The organism is Roseateles sp. SL47 (genome assembly GCF_026625885.1).
Taxonomy (GTDB): domain Bacteria; phylum Pseudomonadota; class Gammaproteobacteria; order Burkholderiales; family Burkholderiaceae_C; genus Roseateles.
This window is the reverse complement of the sequence record NZ_CP113068.1, coordinates 2,529,290-2,546,239: the sequence shown is the minus strand read 5'-3', so window position 1 is coordinate 2,546,239 and position 16,950 is coordinate 2,529,290. Positions and strand designations below refer to the sequence as shown.

The 16,950-nt window shown below is 66.3% G+C and carries 16 protein-coding genes; 6 read left to right on the top strand and 10 right to left on the bottom strand.

Annotated features, from left to right (window positions below):
- Positions 1-8: 8 nt before the first annotated feature.
- The gene (gene sctT / locus OU995_RS10980) at positions 9-803 is read left to right on the top strand and encodes a type III secretion system export apparatus subunit SctT (RefSeq protein WP_267835577.1); all 795 of its coding nucleotides are present in this window, start codon (positions 9-11) and stop codon (positions 801-803) included.
- 9 nt (positions 804-812) lie between these two features.
- Positions 813-1,997, top strand: coding sequence for an EscU/YscU/HrcU family type III secretion system export apparatus switch protein (locus OU995_RS10975; protein WP_267835575.1), 1,185 nt, complete (start codon positions 813-815; stop codon positions 1,995-1,997).
- 6 nt (positions 1,998-2,003) lie between these two features.
- On the opposite strand, the gene OU995_RS10970 is transcribed toward OU995_RS10975, so the two are convergent.
- The 8 genes from OU995_RS10970 to OU995_RS10935 form a co-directional block, all read right to left on the bottom strand.
- The gene (locus OU995_RS10970) at positions 2,004-2,486 is read right to left on the bottom strand and encodes a hypothetical protein (protein WP_267835573.1); all 483 of its coding nucleotides are present in this window, start codon (positions 2,484-2,486) and stop codon (positions 2,004-2,006) included.
- Positions 2,483-3,838: a FliI/YscN family ATPase gene (locus OU995_RS10965; protein ID WP_267835572.1), complete on the bottom strand. Its 1,356-nt coding sequence runs from the start codon at positions 3,836-3,838 to the stop codon at positions 2,483-2,485. The genes OU995_RS10970 and OU995_RS10965 overlap by 4 nt, the downstream gene beginning before the upstream one ends.
- The gene (locus OU995_RS10960) at positions 3,832-5,118 is read right to left on the bottom strand and encodes a hypothetical protein (protein WP_267835571.1); all 1,287 of its coding nucleotides are present in this window, start codon (positions 5,116-5,118) and stop codon (positions 3,832-3,834) included. Before OU995_RS10960 ends, OU995_RS10965 begins: the two co-directional genes overlap by 7 nt.
- Before the next feature lies 1 nt (position 5,119).
- A complete protein-coding gene (locus tag OU995_RS10955; protein ID WP_267835570.1) occupies positions 5,120-7,321 on the bottom strand; it encodes an FHIPEP family type III secretion protein in 2,202 nt (733 codons plus the stop codon).
- Between the two features lie 139 nt (positions 7,322-7,460).
- Positions 7,461-8,672, bottom strand: coding sequence for a hypothetical protein (locus OU995_RS10950; RefSeq protein WP_267835569.1), 1,212 nt, complete (start codon positions 8,670-8,672; stop codon positions 7,461-7,463).
- A 37-nt stretch (positions 8,673-8,709) separates the two neighbouring features.
- A complete protein-coding gene (sctC, locus tag OU995_RS10945) occupies positions 8,710-10,536 on the bottom strand; it encodes a type III secretion system outer membrane ring subunit SctC (RefSeq protein WP_267835568.1) in 1,827 nt (608 codons plus the stop codon).
- Positions 10,537-10,643: 107 nt separating this feature from the next.
- Positions 10,644-10,859 carry a hypothetical protein gene (locus OU995_RS10940; RefSeq protein WP_267835567.1) on the bottom strand — a complete coding sequence of 72 codons (216 nt, stop codon included), beginning with the start codon at positions 10,857-10,859 and terminating at the stop codon, positions 10,644-10,646.
- Positions 10,856-11,599 (bottom strand): FliH/SctL family protein, encoded by a 744-nt coding sequence (locus OU995_RS10935; RefSeq protein WP_267835566.1) that lies wholly within the window; start codon positions 11,597-11,599, stop codon positions 10,856-10,858. The genes OU995_RS10940 and OU995_RS10935 overlap by 4 nt, the downstream gene beginning before the upstream one ends.
- Before the next feature lie 193 nt (positions 11,600-11,792).
- On the opposite strand from OU995_RS10935, the gene sctQ reads away from it, so the two are divergent.
- The 4 genes from sctQ (at position 11,793) to OU995_RS10915 (ending at position 14,615) form a co-directional block, all read left to right on the top strand.
- Entirely contained in the window at positions 11,793-12,809 is a 1,017-nt protein-coding gene (gene sctQ, locus OU995_RS10930; RefSeq protein WP_267835565.1) for a type III secretion system cytoplasmic ring protein SctQ, read from the top strand.
- Positions 12,806-13,495 carry a type III secretion system export apparatus subunit SctR gene (gene sctR / locus OU995_RS10925; protein WP_267835564.1) on the top strand — a complete coding sequence of 230 codons (690 nt, stop codon included), beginning with the start codon at positions 12,806-12,808 and terminating at the stop codon, positions 13,493-13,495. The genes sctQ and sctR overlap by 4 nt, the downstream gene beginning before the upstream one ends.
- A gap of 11 nt (positions 13,496-13,506) precedes the next feature.
- The gene (gene sctS / locus OU995_RS10920; RefSeq protein ID WP_267835563.1) at positions 13,507-13,776 is read left to right on the top strand and encodes a type III secretion system export apparatus subunit SctS; all 270 of its coding nucleotides are present in this window, start codon (positions 13,507-13,509) and stop codon (positions 13,774-13,776) included.
- 236 nt (positions 13,777-14,012) lie between these two features.
- The gene (locus OU995_RS10915) at positions 14,013-14,615 is read left to right on the top strand and encodes a sigma-70 family RNA polymerase sigma factor (protein ID WP_267835562.1); all 603 of its coding nucleotides are present in this window, start codon (positions 14,013-14,015) and stop codon (positions 14,613-14,615) included.
- A gap of 75 nt (positions 14,616-14,690) precedes the next feature.
- Here the strand turns inward: OU995_RS10915 and ubiB are convergent, their stop codons facing one another.
- Both ubiB and OU995_RS10905 read right to left on the bottom strand, forming a co-directional pair.
- A complete protein-coding gene (gene ubiB, locus OU995_RS10910; RefSeq protein ID WP_267835561.1) occupies positions 14,691-16,247 on the bottom strand; it encodes a ubiquinone biosynthesis regulatory protein kinase UbiB in 1,557 nt (518 codons plus the stop codon).
- A gap of 19 nt (positions 16,248-16,266) precedes the next feature.
- Entirely contained in the window at positions 16,267-16,800 is a 534-nt protein-coding gene (locus OU995_RS10905) for a hypothetical protein (protein WP_267835560.1), read from the bottom strand.
- Between the last annotated feature and the right edge of the window lie 150 nt (positions 16,801-16,950).

The window sequence follows — 16,950 nt, the reverse complement described above, 5'->3', positions numbered from 1 at the left end:
AGCCGCCCGTGACCCTGACCTTGCCCGACCTCCTGGTGGTGTTGCAGGCCGTGATCCTGTCCATGGCCCGGACGCTGGGCATGCTGATGTTCCTACCCTTCCTCTCCAGGCAGCACACAAGCGTCGTGCTCCGGGGTGCATTGGCGCTGGGGCTGAGCCTGCCGGTCGCGGCCAGCCTGTGGTCGCCGCTGGTGGCGGCGGCCCCCACCCCGGCGCTCTACCTCGTCCTGGTGATGAAGGAGGCGATGCTGGGCACTCTGCTGGGCATGCTGGCCGCCTTGCCCTTCTGGGCCGTGCGCGGCATGGGCACCCTGATCGACAACCAGCGCGGCGCCAATGCCGCCCAGCAGGTCAACCCGTCCTTGCAGGCCGATGCCACCCTGATCGGTGAACTGGCCGAACGCGGGCTGGCCGCGCTGCTGGTGCAATGGGGCCTGTTTCAGACCGTCTTCACCGTCCTGACCGACAGCCATGAGCACTGGCCGGTGCTGGCCCTGCTCCCCGATCTGTCGTCCTACCAGCACAGCATCCTGTCCGCGCTCGCCGGCATGGTCACCCAGGCGCTGGTGCTGGCCGGCCCCGTGCTGGCCCTGCTGCTGCTGGTCGAGCTCGGGCTGGCCGTTGTGAGCACCGCCGTGCAGGGCTTTGACGTCTATTCCTCGGCGATGGCGGTCAAGACGCTGCTGGCGCTCCTGATGCTGCTGCTGGTGATCTCCCCGGTGATGGACTGGAGCGCCACAGAGGCCCTGCGGTGGTGGCAGGAGGGTCTGGCCGAGACGGTCGGCCTGCGGCTACACCGCTGAAAGCGCCGCATGGGAGAAAAGACCCTTCCCCCCACCCCCCAGCGCATCCAGCAGGCCCGCGAAGACGGGCAGGTGGGCGTCAGCGAAGAGGCGGTTCGCATCATCAAGCTGTTGGTGATGGCGGAATTCGCTTTCGCCATTGAACCGTGGTGGCGTCGCATGTTGTCGGACATGCTGGATGCCGCACTGCTGGCGGTTTCGTCGCACCAGCCCATCCAGCTGAGGCCCAGTTGGGACACCGTCCTGCCGGTGGCGCTCAGCCTGTTGTTGCTGGCGGTGATGCCCATGCTGCTGGCGGCCATCACCACCCTGGCCCAGACCCGCTTTAACGTCGCGCCAAAGGCGCTGGCCAAGGGCTTAGAAAAACTCGACATCGGGAACAATCTGCAGCAACTGGTCTCCGCCCAGAAGCTGCTGGTCCCCTTCCTGGGCCCGATCAAAGGCGGGCTGCTGCTCTGGATGGTCTATCTGGAGCTGCGCGAGCAATTCCCGCTGTTGGCACAGGCCTACCGGTTGAGTCCAGCGCAAGGCTGGTCGCTGACGCTCGCCCTGATGCATTCGCTGCTGATGCAATGCGTGGTGGTGCTGATCATCCTGATGATCGCCGACATCCTGCTGCAGCGCTATTTGGTCTGGCGACAGCTGCGCATGGATGTCAGCGAGACGAAGCAGGACTACAAGCAAAGCGAAGGCGACCCGATGCTCAAGGGCATGCGCAAGCAGACGGCCAAGGAAATCGCACTGGAAGACGCTCCAGGCGGCAAGGGCAAGCAACGACCCAGTGCCGTGGTGGTGAACCCGGAGCATATTGCCGTGGCGCTGCTCTATGAGCCGGAATCGATGGATCTGCCGGTCCTGATGGCCGCGACCACCGACGATGACGCGCGGGACCTGCGCCGCATGGCCCGGGAGGAGCGGGTGCCCATCATCAAATACGTGGCACTGGCGCGGCATCTGCTGGCCAGTGGCAAGGCGGGCGAGCCGATTCCGGAGCACACTTATCGTGCTGCGGCACTGCTGTTTCGGGTGCTGGAAGAATATGAACGTCTCGCACCGGAGTTGCTGCATCCGCCCGGTGATTGGGACAGCGACGGCGATGAGAACGGGGATGCCGGCGACACACCGAAGGTGGGTGAATGGCTGCTGGCGGAAGTGGATGATGCGCTGGGGACCGCCATGTTCGACACCCCCTGAGCGACCTCACGCCTCTTCGATGAGGGTGTCGATCAGCATGTCGAATTTTTCGCGGCGCTTGCTGCGTTTCCGATGCTCATCCTGAGCACGCACCAAGGCCAGGTCCGCCGCCTCCAGCGCCTGTTGGCGCTGGGCCACAAGCGCTCGACAGGGTGGAATGCTGTTGATCAGCTGCTGGTCTGCTTCGCGCCAGCGTTTGAGGGCGGTCGAGGCCTCCACACTGTTCTGCCGCTCCACCACCAGCCGGGCGCGTTCCGACGCAACAAAGCTCACCCGCTCGTCGAGCGCCTGGCGAGCCGCCTCCAGCGCCTGTCGCGCAAGAGCCTGGGCGTGCCGGGCCCGGGCGAGCGCAGCCTCCGCCAGCCGGGCCCGCCGCGTCGCCAGCGATTCGATGGCCCGTAGCGGCGGCAGTCGAGCGTCCGGGGCCGGCTCCGCCGCCAGCTCATGGGGCCAGCGCGCAGGACGGTCCCCCAGCGCCGGACGGCTCATGCTGCACTGCTGGCCAGTGCCATCAGGCGGGCCAGGCTGTCCGGCATGGGCGTCGGCGTGCGTGTGTCCTGACGCAGAAAGTCGATCACCTTGGGATAGGCGGCCACGATGCGGTCGGTCTCAGGATCCTGGCCGCTGCGGTATTCCCCCAAGCGCACCATCAATTCCATGTCCCGATAGCCCGACAGCACCTGCCGCAGCCGCGCTGCCGCCTGCGTGTGCTCGCGCGGGACGATGTTGGACATCACCCGGCTGAGGCTGGCCAGCACGTCGACGGCCGGATACTGCCCCTGCTCCGCCAGCTTGCGCGACAGCACGATGTGCCCGTCCAGCAGCGACACCGCCTCTTCCGAAATCGGGTCCGAGCGAAGCTCCCCCTCCAGCAGCACGGTGTAGAGCGCCGTGATGGAGCCTCCGGCGGAATTGCCCGCCCGCTCGATCAAGCGAGGCATCAGGGCATACACCGAAGGCGGAAAGCCCGCACGCGCCGGCGCTTCGCCGGCCGCCAGACCAATCTCGCGTTGCGCACGGGCCAGGCGGGTGAGGGAATCGATCATCAGCAGCACGTTGAGCCCCTGGTCCCGCAAGCCTTCGGCGATGGCGGTGGCGGTGAAAGCGGCCCGCACCCGTTCGATGGAGGTGCGATCGGACGTGGCGCAGACCATGACCGTTCTGGCCATCAGGTCGGGCGGAAACTCATGCTCGGTGAACTCACGCACTTCACGGCCGCGTTCACCGATGAGCCCCACCACAATCACATCCGCCGGGCTGCCTCGCCCGACCGCCGCCATCAGGGTGGTCTTGCCGCACCCCGGGCCGGCAAACAGGCCGACCCGTTGACCTTGCCCTAGCGTCAACAGGGCATCCACGCTGCGCACACCCGTCGGAAACGGGTCCTTGATCCGCCAGCGCTCAACGGGAGGAGGGGCATCCGCCACCACACGGCGCATCGTCACGCCGGGCTGCCCCGGCGCCAGGGCCGGCTTGCCGTCCAGGGGCAGGCCAAAACCGTCCAGGATGCGACCTTGCAGGGCGGCGCCAACAGCCACCTGGTGCGTCATCTTCAGGGGGCGCACCAGGCAGCCGGCGGAGATCCCCTCCAGCGGCATCAGTGAAGACAGCAGCACCTGCGTCCCCTGGAACCCCACGACTTCACAGCGCCAGAGGCGGTCCGGCCAAGCCGGGTCAAACACCTCGCACAGCTCTCCGACACTGGTGCCGGGAATGCGCGCCTCGATCAGCATGCCGGTCACCCGATGAACCTTGCCCAGGCTGCTGGTCACCCGGACCTGTTCCATGGCCGACCGCCAGGCCTGGGTCTGGGCTTCGATCAGACCGGTATCGGTCACCACGGCAGCAGCACCCGCTCAGGGCCGTCAAAGACCAGCACGCCAGGCTTGATCTCGATCAAGCGCCAGGCGCCCACCGCATCCCCCGGCAGCAGCATCCGGCCATTGCTCAGCACCACCTTGCTTCGGGCCCCGAGGATCACTTCCCGCACTTCAAACGGAAGGGTGATGTCGGTGTCACCGCGGACCACCGTGACCCCGCCGCCGGCTTGCACACGCACCGGCGGTGGCTCCGCAGGCAAGGACGACACGTGGGAGGGCGCCGATGCGGGGCTGGAGGTCGAGGGGGTGGAGGGGGGGAAGGTGGTGGAGGGGAAGGTGGTGGATGGGGGGACGGCGGTGGCGGAAGAGATGCGGGCAGCGTCCGTCGAATCGACGCCTGCAGCATCACGCGCGCCGCCTACCAGGCCAGGGTCCGGCAAGGCCCCGGCGTGGGCCGCTTCAGGCTGGGCCTCCGCCTTGGCATCGCCCATCGCGGGAAGCCCCACCTGCACGGCCATGGCCGCCAGACCGGCCAGCGTCAGCAACGCACCGCCCGAAATCACCATCCACTGCTGCCACCGCCGGACCGAACCTGCCGACACGCCCGATACCCGGGATGCGGTGCCCGATACCCGGGATGCGGTGAAGCGACGGTCCGATGGATCGGTCGCCCAGGCGGCATAAGCACCGTTCGGGTCCAGGGATTCGGCGAGCCAGTCATCGAAGTCCGTTGCGGTGGACCCACCATGCAGCGGCGGCGACGCGGAGGTTCGTGTCTGCGCGGCTTGCTGTGACTGTGACAGCGCTTGCTCCTGCGCGGACAAGGGCGCCAGGTCGCTCGCCTGTGCGTCATCCGCGTCGGCACTTGGCGCAGCACTCCCGTTCGTGTGTGGCCCGGACACGGGCGACGCCGTCCGCTCCGACGGATCGGTCCAGGTGGTCCAGGGGGAGTCGCTGGTCTGCACTTCAAACCAGAGGCCGTCCGTTCCAAACGCCTGCCCGATCGGTTGTTCGACTGGGCCGGTCAGCGACTCGCCGACTTCATTGATCAAACGCCCCTCCATCGGCGTGACCCGCACCATGCCTGGCGCCAGCGGAGGTTCGATCTCCAGGAGATGGTCCGGCGCCTGTTCGTCCAGCAGCAGCAGGTCGCAGTCGTCCCCTCGCCCCACCAGCAATGGTTGGTCCAGCGGCAGGGCCGCACCGGCCTGCAAGCCTGTCAGGACTCGAAGCTCCAGCGGGGGGCCCGGCGGCGGATCGGTGGCCTGTTTCAGCAACTCATGGTTTTCAACGGAGTTCATATCAATGCAGATCTGAATAGCCGGTATACCCGGCCGGTGCTGACACCACGCTCAGCACGTTCACCTTGTAGTCCGGCGGGAGCTCGGACATGCCGATGACCGACATCTCCGGAATGCGTTCCGCCAGCAGCTTGCGCACATGGGCGCGAATGTCCTGCGCGCAGATCACCACGGTGGGATGCTGGTCCGACACCGATTCAAGATAGGCCCGCGACAGCTCGTCGCTGATGTTGTCGGTGGTCTGCGCATCCAGGGCCAGGAAGTCCCCGTAGGCGGTCTGGCGAACGGACGACCGCACCGTCGATTCCAGCTCACTGTCCAGCACCAGCGCACGCAGTTCCCGTTGCACCGACAGGTGCTCACAGATTTCCCGCTGCAGCGCCGACCGGATGCATTCAGTCAGGATGGCGGCATCTCGCTCACGAGGCCCCCAGTCGATCAGCGCATTCAGAATGACCGGAAGATTGCGGATGGACACCCGCTCGCTCAGCAAACGGCGGAAGACTTCGGCCATGCGGCTCAGCGGCAGCGCCCGTTCCAGTTCCTTGGCCACTTCCGGCATGCGTTGGGCGGTCCAGGTCACGATGCGCTGGCATTCCTCGATACCGAAATAGCTGGGGCCATTGCGCAGCATCACCTCTTGCGTGAGGGATTCCAGCCGCTGCCAGCAGTCCTGCACATCGGTGGGTGGCGGAGACAGTTGCTCCATTTGCGCCGGCGTCATCCACAGACGCGCCGACCCGGCCATGCCACCACGCGCTTCCAGCTGTTCCGGCGGCAGGCCAAACCCACTGCCGTCATCCTGCAGCCAGGAGCAGGTGGAGAGGTCTTCCCGCAGCCGCAGTCCGAAAGAGCGCACCTCGCCGTGGCAGAACTCGACGTCGACGTCGTCCAGTGGGACCGACTCCTCCCCATGCACCGGTGGCATCATCAGCCCGATGCGCAGCAGCAAGGTGTTGCGGGTGGTGCGGCATTGATTGATGACCTTCTTCGCCACCTCGGGATCGATCCGGTCGCTCACGCGCACAACAAAGGCGCGGACGATGTCGAACTCTCCCTCCGGCCGCACCTCTTCCGCCTTCTTTTTTGCCTCTGCTTCCCCCCGGCGCATGATGCGGAACATGGCCACCAATCCGACGGTGGCTGAGGCGGTGGCGAGGCCCACAAAGGCCAGCAGGGGCATGCCGGGCAGCAGGCCAAAGGCAATCATGGCGCCGCTGGCCGTCACCCAGGCCTTGGGCTGGGCCAGCAACTGCTCGCTCAACTGCTTGCCGATGTTGCCGCCCGCGCCACCGGGCTTGGACACCCGGGTGACCAGCAGGCCGGCCGTCATCGACATGAGCAGCGCCGGGATCTGGGCAACCAGGCCGTCGCCGACGGTGAGGATGGCGTAGACACGGAGCGCTTCGGAGGCCTCCATCCCCCGCTGGAGCACACCGACGGCCAGACCGCCGATCAGGTTCACCAGCACAATGACGATGCCCACAATCGCATCGCCCTTGGCAAACTTCATGGTGCCGTCCATGGCGCCGAAGAACTGGCTTTCTTCGGTGAGCATGTCCCGCTGCGCCTTGGCGTCTTCCTGGGAAATGCCTCCGGCCTTGCGTTCCATGTCGATGGCCATCTGCCGGCCCGGCATGGCGTCCAGCGAAAAACGGGCACCCACCTCGGCCACACGTTCCGAGCCTTTGGTGATGACGATGAACTGCACCACCGTCAGCACCAGGAAGATCACGAGGCCCACGATCAGATTGCCGCCGACGACGATTTCACCAAACGCGGCAATGATGTGGCCGGCTTCACCGCTGAGCAGGATCTGCCGGGTGCTGGCCACGCTCAGGGCCACCCGGAACAGCGTGGTGACCAGGAAGAGCGAGGGGAAGGCGCTGAGCCCGGTAGTGTGCTTGATCTGCAGCACCAGCACGATCAGGAAGGAGGACGTGCAGAGATTGACCGCAATCAGCAAGTCCAGCAGCCACACCGGTACGGGGAGCAGCATGGCAAAGACCACGGACACGACCAGAGCCGTGACCACAATCTCCGCGCGCTCGCCGCTCGGCGCCAGGCGAGCCGCCAGCGCCCGGGATGCCGCGGCCGCACTGCCGAAACGGCCAGCGGGTGCGGCGGCAGCGCCGGACGCCGCCACAGCGGCGGGTTTGGCAGCACTGGCGCCGGGGGTAGAGAAAGGTCCTGGAGTCTCCATGCATGGTCAGTGCGGTCAGGCAGGCGGAGGTTCTGCGGGCAACGCCCTCAGATCTCGATTCGATCACGCACTGGCCCATGGACAGTCGTCAAGGCGCACCAGCGTGCGTCGCTGAGGACCGACGGGCCCCACAGCCCGGTCAGGCGGCAGGGGCCACGATGCGCAGCGCGTCCTGATTCCATTGGCCGGTGATGCCCAGCACCCCTTCGCGCCGGTAATGCAGGCCCTGCGCCTCACGCAGCCACTGTTGCACCGAGGATTTCGCCTCGATGTTGATCCAGACACTTTCCGGGTAATGGCTGACCTGTTTGAGCAGTTCGTGGTCAAACCGCAAGCTTTGATGGGCACCCACCTGCTTGAGCACATCGGTGCGCAGCTTTTCCAGCTTGGGTTTGGGGGCCGCCGTGCGGCACATGTCCATCACCTGGCGCATCAGTTTGCCTTGCTCGGTCTTGGGCAGGGAAACCGCTTCACCCAGGTGGGTGACATGCTCGTCCATCGTGCGGATCACCGACAACATATGGGCCAGGGAGACGCTGAGTCCGACAAAGGCAGCCGGCTGGTCGAAGTGCCCTTCCTTCGGCAGGCGGTGCACCTGCTGGGCCAAGGCCTTGAGGCCTTCCGGCGAACCCACCGCATCCATCAGCATGCGGGTGCTCAGGGGGGAGGCCAGCAGTTGGATGGCCGGGGAATCCGGGGCGGAGGCCTTGCCGTCCCCGTCACTGTGGGTGGCCTCATAGACGCGGATCAGATGGCGGATCTGCTCCGCATCCTGATGCTCCAGCTGACGCAGCGCCTGCACCGTTGCAGCCGTCTCGGGTTGGTGCTCGGCGCGCTGCAGCAGGTCCTCGGCCATGCGCAGCAGCGCGAACCGGGCGCTGGGCTGGTGGTGGAGGGTCTTGAGGCGCTCCAGCGCGCCATGCGGGTCGGTCTGAAAATCCCTGGCGAAGATCCTGGCCTGGTTCCGCAGCGTCTGAAAGCCGTATTGGCCTTCCATCATGCGCAGCACCGCCATCACCTTCTCCACCGGCAGCGTGCCGTGGATCAGCTCGGCATCCCGCACATGGCGATCATGCAGCTCATCATGGACTTCGGCCTCTTCCCGTTCACTCGCCTGGAAGGTGATTTCTTCGAAGGCTTCCGCGCCGAGGCCGGCCGTGGTGGGCCGCAGCATCGGGGTCGCCAGCTCGCGAGCTTCACTGGCACGATCCCTCCGCGCCTGGGCCTGGGCCTGGGCTTGCCGGGCACGTTCCGCCGCACCGGAGGTGGTGAGGTCCGCCGCCGGCAGGGTGGCGGCCTCTGCCAGCGAGGGCAGCGGGGAAGCGCTGGGGACAATACGCGCAATGTTCATGGCAACTCCGGGCTGGGTCTGTCTGGTTGAGTGGGCGTCAGGGCAGGACCCGTGCGGTCACGATGAACAGGCGCTCCCGCTCATTGCTGATGACGCTGTCGCCGCGAAAGAGCCAGCCCAGCAGCGGCAAGCTGTCCAGGCCGGGCACGCGGCTGTGGGCGGTTTCGGTGTTCTGGCGTCGGTACCCGCCCACCACCAGCGATTCGCCGGGCCGCACCACCGCCTGGGTGCTGACCGAGCTGTTGCCCACCCGCGGGTCGCCGGAGGCCCCACCCACGCCACTGCTGTCGCTCAGCGCGCCATCGTCAATGTCCAGCGTGACGCGAATGGTGGCGTTGCTGCCCTCCCCCATGACGCTGGGCGTCACCCGCAGCAGGGTACCGGCGCTGACGCTGCGGAGATCCGACGTGCGCTCCCCCACCAGCTTGACATAGACCGACTGGCTCATGTCCAGCACGGCCGCGTGGTTGTCCTGCGTGAGGATGGAGGGGCGGGACATCACCTGCGCCTGCCCCCGGGATTCCAGCGCCCGCAGCCGCAGGCTGAGTCGGTCGGTGGCCCACAGGACCATGGACGATCCGCCAGCCACGTCGGAGCTGCCGTCATTGCGGATGGAACCCGCCGGGTTCACCTGCACCCGCGCGGCACCGGAACCGGCCGACAGATCGACGGCCCATTCCCGCAGCGCATTGGCATTGACGTCCAGGATGGTGACGTTGATTTCCACCTGGCGAGTCGGCACGTCCAGTTCGGCAATCACGGCGGCATAGTCGGTGCGCCGGGAGGGAAGGTCCCAGACAAGGACGGCATTCAGTGGGGGATAGGCGCCAATGGTGGGCAAGGCGGCCCGTTCTTCGCGCAGGCGTTCCTCTTCCAACGCGTCCTGGGCGCTCCCGCCGCCCGACTTGCGGCGGTTGCCGCCGGGCACCAGCGCATCGGGCAGCGGAGAGGACAGGAAGTCGCGGCCGCTCAGGGCAGACAGGGCATCCGCCGGGGCACCGCTGCTGGCGGCAGGAAGTCCGCCCAACGCGGCAGACAGGCCACCTGCCCCCCCCAGCGCCGCTGACAAGCCGGAAGCGCCCCCAAGCACCGAGCGGGAGGCGCCCTCCCCGAACCCGCCGGTTCCACCGGCGCCACCCAGTGCGCCCGACAAGCCGCTGGCGCCCGACCGCCCGAAAGCGGCGTCCGTACGCCGAGACGTGGGCGGCACCATCAGTTCTTTCAGCGCGGAGGCCAGGCCGGGCTGCCGGGTGGTGACGCCACGGATCTGCACTTCGCGGTCCTGGGCCACGGCATGCTGCAGCCGGAACACCATCAGCTTGGGCCGTTCGGGTTCGACCGGCTTCGGCTTCGGTGTCTCCAGAAAGTTCCGCACCGCCGCCACGTAGGTGGCCGGCCCCTCCACCAGCACCATGGGCGGATCGGTATCCAGCTCGCCCCAGCCGAAGCGGGGCTCGAACAGCCCCAGCCCGACGAGGGCCTGCCGCGCAGCGGCGGGTGTCTGCCCGGCCAGTTCCACGCGCGCCCTCACACCCGACGATTGCGGGGACACATACAGCACGCCGCGGTACACATACCAGTCCAGCGAAAGACTCTGGGCCAGTTGGTCCAGGAAGGCTGCGGGCGCGCTGCCGCGCGTGGGGAGCGCGAGCATGCGTTTCTGCCCCAGGCGGACGTCGCTCAGGCGCAGCTCCACCCCGGTGGTCGCGGCAAACTGTTGCAGCACGGTGTCCAGCGTGGCCTCGTCATCTGCCCGGTTGCTGTAGAGGATGTCTTTCCACCCGGCCGGCGCGACGGCGTGGGCAGGCCCGAACACGGCCGTCAGGCTGAGCAACACAAGCCCCCAGCGCAGCGGCCCACGCAAGGCTCCTCCCAGGGATCCACGCAAGGATCCACGGAGGAACCCACATGCGGGCTGGCAGGGAGCCCTGCGCAGGTGCACGGGTGTGCAGGGACGGGCGCTCGCATCCATCAGAGTTTGCTCGTGACTTTCTTGAGCAGGCCGTGCCGCAGCTGCAGCCCGATCTGACCAGCCCAGTTCACACGCTGCATTTCCAGCTTGGCCTCCAGGAACTTGCGTGCGCCGGGGCCATCCAGGATGTCCACCTGATCCACCCGCTGCTGGATCTCCAGCTGGCGCGCGCGCATCTGTTGGACAAAGCCGGACATCGGGTCTTGGTAGCTCATGAGGGGTCCTTCGGGGTTGAAGAAGCGGGAATGGAAGAAGCGGAAGAAGCGGAAGACGAGGGGGTTGCGGGCGGGGGCGTGGACGCGGGGGACAGGGCGGCCTGCAAGGCCTCCACATTGGCCTGAAAGTCCGCACGCACCGTGCCGGCGGCATGCGACAGCACACAGGCGCCGCGTGGCAGCTTGGGGTCAGCCATCAGGGTCCAGGGCAGCGGGCTGCGGTCCGGTGCCATCAGCGCCAGATCGTCGGGATGAAGGTGCAACACGGCTTCATCCTTCAATTCCAGCGAGGTCCATTCCGCCAGCACCAACTGCACGCTGGAGCGGGCCGGCCAGGCCTCAGGCAGTTCCACCATCAGCCGCTTGAGCGCATCGCGGGCGACCTGGGCGACCAGGGCGGCCGCCGTCTCCCGCACCTTGCGACGCTCGTCCTGCAGCTGCTGCGACAGTTGCGCCGCCCGCGCCAGCACATCGGCCTCGCAGGCCGCGCGCTGACGCGTCAGATAGCGCTGCTGGCGCTGACGCAGGGCTCGCAGATGGGCCGCACACCGACCACGCACCTGAGCCACCAGCGCGGAGGCCTCCGACACCGCGCCCAGCGAGGCGGCCGACAGCACGCCATCCGCATCGGCGAGACGGTGGGGGGTGTCGGCCAGCCGGTAACGGCGGGTGATGGACAGCGGCTTCATGGTGTCTAGTAGTTCCACCGGGCCGCCGTCCGGTTCTGCCGCTTCACTCATCCCCTTGACCAAGCGCAGACCCCGGGCCCCGCACCGGAACCCTTTTGTCATCTGACCCCTACTGACCTGACGCTTTTTTGCGCCTTGTTGTCGTCCCCCAACTTCTAAGGGCAGTACGACTGCCCCATTCATCATGAATTCCGCCCCCCACGGTCAGGAACGACCATCCTCCCGGGCCGTGCGGTTGCGCAGCGTGTCCGAAGCGCAATCCCGCCTGTCACAGCAACTGGGCGGCGGCCTCATCTGGCCGCTCAACGACCTGGACCTGCCCTGGGCCCGGGCCGAATTGCTGCTGGCACCCGCCAGCGCCTGGCGCACCGCCGAACCGCAGCGCCTGCGGCTGCGTGGTCGGCATGGCGTGCTGGAGTTCAGTGACGGCGCCCTGCTGACGCTGCTCACTGGCGTTCAATATGCCGACGACGCGCCCGTGTCCGTCATTCAATCGCTGCATCGTCTGGCCGTGGCACGCATTCCCCTGCCATTGATGGATTGCCTGGGCGGTCCATTTCACGTTCTTGCTTCAGATCAAGACCATTCCGAATCGGAGTTCTTTGAATCTCCGGGCTTGCAATGCCTGTTGACCTTGACCGATGTCAACTCGGAATGCCACACCTTTCTTCTGCAGACCTCACTGGCCACGCTGAATCGCTGGAGCGGCAGCCCGGGATGGCAGAGACATGCGCTTGATCGCGAGGCTGCACGCGCACTTCCCGCTGCGCTCCGGCAGTTGTCCTTCACCGGTGGACTGCACCTGGGACAACGCAGCATGCCCGTCCAGCGCCTGAGAGATATCGGCGTCGGCGATGCCCTCCTGCTTCCCTCCAAGGATGGAGCAGCTTCCCACCCAATCCACATTCTTTTGGGATCGGCACTAGTCAAATTTAGTCAGCTGCCGGACGACTCCTATGTCTTTGAAGGATGGGTTGTCGAGGCGCCTGCCCTTTCCAATCTGTCTCATGTCAAGGCAATTGAAAAGGTCTCTCCCATCATGGATGCATTGAAAGTCGATCTCGATTTCATCGTCGGCCGGCTGTCGATGACTGTCGCTGAACTCACTGCGCTCAATACCGGTCAGATACTCCCGCTGGAGGTGGCAACACCCCCTCGGGTGCGCATCGTGGCCCACGGTACGGAACTCGGCAGCGGCGACCTGATCGATGTGGACGGTCGTCTGGCGGTGGAGATCACCCACTGGGGGTCGCGGCCATGAACCTCGGTGGCTACGACCCGATCACACTGGTACTGCTGCTCGCAGGGCTGGCCCTGCTGCCGCTGCTGCTGGTGTGCACCACCGCATTTCTCAAGATCTCGATGGTGCTGATGATCGTCCGCAACGCGCTCGGTGTTCAGCAGGTGCCGCCCGGCATCGCCGTCAATGCGGTGGCCCTGGCCGCCACGTTGTTTGTGATGGCGCCCATCTTCAACGAGATGGCTGGGCGCCTGCAGTTGAACCCCGTCGCATCGGACGCCTACGGGTCGTCTGCCACCGAGTCCCGCACCCCGCCCAGCCGGGGCAGCCTCGGCCATCTGGCGCATGCGGTCGAACCGCTGCGCGACTTCATGTTGGCCAACACCCTGCCGGAGCGCCGCCAGCGTTTTGTGGAACTGGCCCAACGCCAGTGGAAGCGCAGCGCGCTGGGCGTGCCCGGTGAACGCGACTACGTGGTGCTGATTCCGTGCTTCGTCATCTCCGAGCTGGAGATGGCGCTGAAGGCCGGTTTTGTCCTGTACGTGCCGTTTGTGGTGATTGACCTGCTGCTGTCCAACCTGCTGCTGGCGCTGGGGATGCAGATGGTGTCGCCGATGGTCGTGTCCCTGCCGCTGAAGCTGCTGCTGTTTGTGGTGCTGGACGGCTGGACCCGGCTCTTTGAAGGCCTTGTGGCCTCTTATGCCTGAAGGAGGCCTTCATGGTTGAAACCATTGCTTTTTTCCAGAAGGGGCTGCTGGCCGTGATCTGGCTGTCCGTGCCCAGTCTGCTGGTGGCGGTGCTCGCCGGTGTGCTGGTCTCGCTGCTGCAGGCCGTGCTGTCGATGCAGGACCAAAGCATTCCCTTCGCCGTCAAGTTGATGGCCGTGGGCCTCACCCTGGCGGCCACCGGCCGCTGGATGGCGCTGCAGATTCTGGCGCTGGGCGAGCAGGCGCTCGCGGCGCTCGCCACTTTCGGAGGTCGGCCATGACGCTCGCCCAACACCCCGCGCTCCTTCCTCCTGTCCCCTCCACGCCGCTTTCCGGCACTCCGTCCACTGCTCCGTCCACCTCTTCTTCCACCCTCACAACGCCGCACCCAACGCCGCACTCACCCCCTCCTCCAACGCCTCTTCCGTCCCTCCCGGGGAGTTCCATCGCCCACATAAGCCTGCCGGCCCTCGCTGGCCCCAACGAAGGCCCGGGCGCATCACGAGACTTCAACGCTATGACCGAACACGAAAACGAAGCCCGGAGTCGTCAGCAACAGGTCCTGACGCACATCGTCCGCATTGCCCGGGAATCCCGCAACGACTCCAGCAAACTCAAGCGCTTCCTGCGGCGGTATGAACGCTCGCCGGGAGAACTGGACGACATCATCCAGGACGCCCTGCTGGAAGCCACCCGCTGCAGCGACCGCTTCATGGCGAAGTCGTCGGTGGAGACCTGGTTCTTTGGCATCGCCGCCAATGTGGCCCGCAACCACGTGGCTCGCAGCGCCAAACGCAGCAGCCAGGTGGAAAGCCTGGATGCCACGCCCCACATGGTGGATGGTGAGGTGGCGCAGCGCGGCGTTGAAGCCGTGATGGATGTCAGCCAGTGCGTGTCCTACCGGCAGTTGGCCAAGGTGGTGGACGACACGCTCGCAGGTCTGTCGCCGGATCTGCGGGGGACGTTCTACCTCGCCTGTCTGGAGGAAGAGTCCTATCGGGATGTGGCGGAGATCCAGTCGATCCCGATCGGGACCGTCCGTTCCCGGGTCAACCGGGTGCGCACGCTGCTGCGCTCCAAGCTGCAGCAGGGCTTCTCCGATTACGCCACACCCGGTTGAGGGGGGCGGCCGCCGCGGGTCGGCGGTCCTTGGATCCAGGCGTCCTGCCTGGGCCCTGGGGGTTTCTTTCGAGAACTACCAGGGCATCCAGCGCAGCACCACCTGGCTGGCCACCAGGGCGATCATGAAGCCGGCAACGCCCCACAGCAGCCCTTGCAGCAGATGGTTGGTCCGGCGCTGCTCCGCCAGCAACTGACGGGTCAGCTCCGCATGACCTCCATCGGCGCGATGCCGAAGGGCCTCATGCATCAGCCTCGGGAACTCCGGCAGCATCTGGGCAAAGCGCGGCGCTTCCTTCTTCAGATGATGCACAAACGCGCGCCAGCCGATCTGTTCATCCATCCAGCGCTCAAGGAACGGCTTGGCGGTGGCCCAGAGATCCAGCTCCGGATCCAGCTGGCGGCCCAAACCTTCAATGTTGAGCAGCGTTTTTTGCAGTAAAACTAGCTGGGGTTGAATCTCAACGTTAAATCGTCGCGAAATCTGAAACAGCCGCATCAGCACCTGGCCCAGGGAAATGTCCTTGAGCGGCTTGTCGAAGTGGGGTTCGCAGACGGTTCGCACCGCCCCCTCCAGTTCATCCACCCGCGTCTGGGGGGGCACCCAGCCGGATTCGATGTGCAGCTCTGCCACCCGCTTGTAGTCGCGGCGGAAGAAGGCGATGAAGTTCTGCGCGAGGTAGTCCTTGTCCACCTCGGTGAGGGTGCCGATGATGCCGAAGTCCAGCGCCACGTATCGGCCGAAGGTGTGCGGCTCCAGGCTCACCTGGATGTTGCCCGGATGCATGTCCGCATGGAAGAAACCGTCGCGGAATACCTGGGTGAAGAAGATGGTGACCCCGTCGCGAGCCAGTTTGGGGATGTCCACCCCGGCGTCGCGAAGCCGGTCCAGCTGGGAAATCGGGACCCCGCGCATGCGCTCCATCACGATGACCTCGCTGGCGCACAGTTCCCAGATCATTTCCGGCACCAGCACCAGCTGCAGGTCCTGCATGTTGCGGCGCAGCTGGGCGGCATTGGCGGCTTCACGCACCAGGTCCAGCTCGTCATGCAGATAGGTGTTGAACTCGGCCACCACCTCCCGGGGCTTGAGCCGCCGGCCGTCGGACGAGAACCGCTCCACCCAGCCCGCCAGCGTACGCATCAGCGCCAGGTCATCCTCGATGACGTCCAGCATGCCGGGCCGCAGCACCTTGACCGCCACCTCCCGACCATCCGGCAGCACCGCAAAGTGCACCTGCGCGATGGAGGCACTGGCCACCGGCTGGGTGTCAAAGCTGGCAAAGAGCTCTTCGATGCGCCGGCCAAAGGCCCGTTCAATCAGCGCGCGAGACTGCTCCGCAGGGAACGGCGGCACGTTGTCCTGCAGCCGGGCCAGCTCGGCGACGATGTCCGCCGGCACCAGGTCCCGCCGGGTGGACAGCAACTGACCAAACTTCACGAAGATCGGGCCCAGCCGCTCCAGCGCCATGCGCATGCGCACGCCACGAGGCTCTTCCCAGGCACGTCCGACCGAGATCAGGCGGCGCAGGAAGCGGAAACGACGCTGCTTGAGCGTGGAGAGCGCCAGCTCGTCCAGACCAAAGCGGTAAAGCGTCCAGACAATGACCAGCAGTCGGGAAAAATATCTCATGATGGACGGTAGCCGGTCGTCATGCCCGTCCTTGACCGTCCGGCATCCACCGACCCGCCTGACGGGCCAGCAGGGCCAGCGCCTGGGCGGCAGCACGGCCGACACGGCCCAACTGGTGGGCGACGGACGGACCGGTGATGGCGGCCAGGTCGTCTTCGATGTCCCAGCGCAGGTTGTCGATCAGCCAGTTGATCTCACCAGCCAGTTGCGCATCCCCCTGCACCCGGACCTCCGGGCGCTCGCCCGACAGCAGGCCGAAGGCAGCCGCCGCCGGGTTGGATGCTTCCAACTGTATATCCAGGTCCGGTTCTTGCTCTTGGGTTTCCCCGTCATTCAACCGTTCCAGAAGACCGGCGGGCGTGATGCGCAGACGCAGGTCGGGCGCGGCAGGCAACAGGCGGGGCCACCCCGCCAGATGCAGCCGCACCGTCTTGCCAACCTGCGGCGCCAGTCGGGTCATCACGATGGGCTCGCGTGACATGACATGGTTGAGCAACAGCGTGATGCGATCCTGCACAGCAGGGGCCAGGAGCTTGGACCATTCTTGAAGCATGGGCCGGATTGTAGGCAGACCCAGCCCGAAGGTAGGGGGTCGTCAGTTACGAGTGGGATGACGGATTTGAGAGAGAATTTCCGGCTCTGGCCGGGACAGGGGGTAAACCGGCCAGCCATGCCTCAGGCATGGCCGACCGGGACAGGTGCG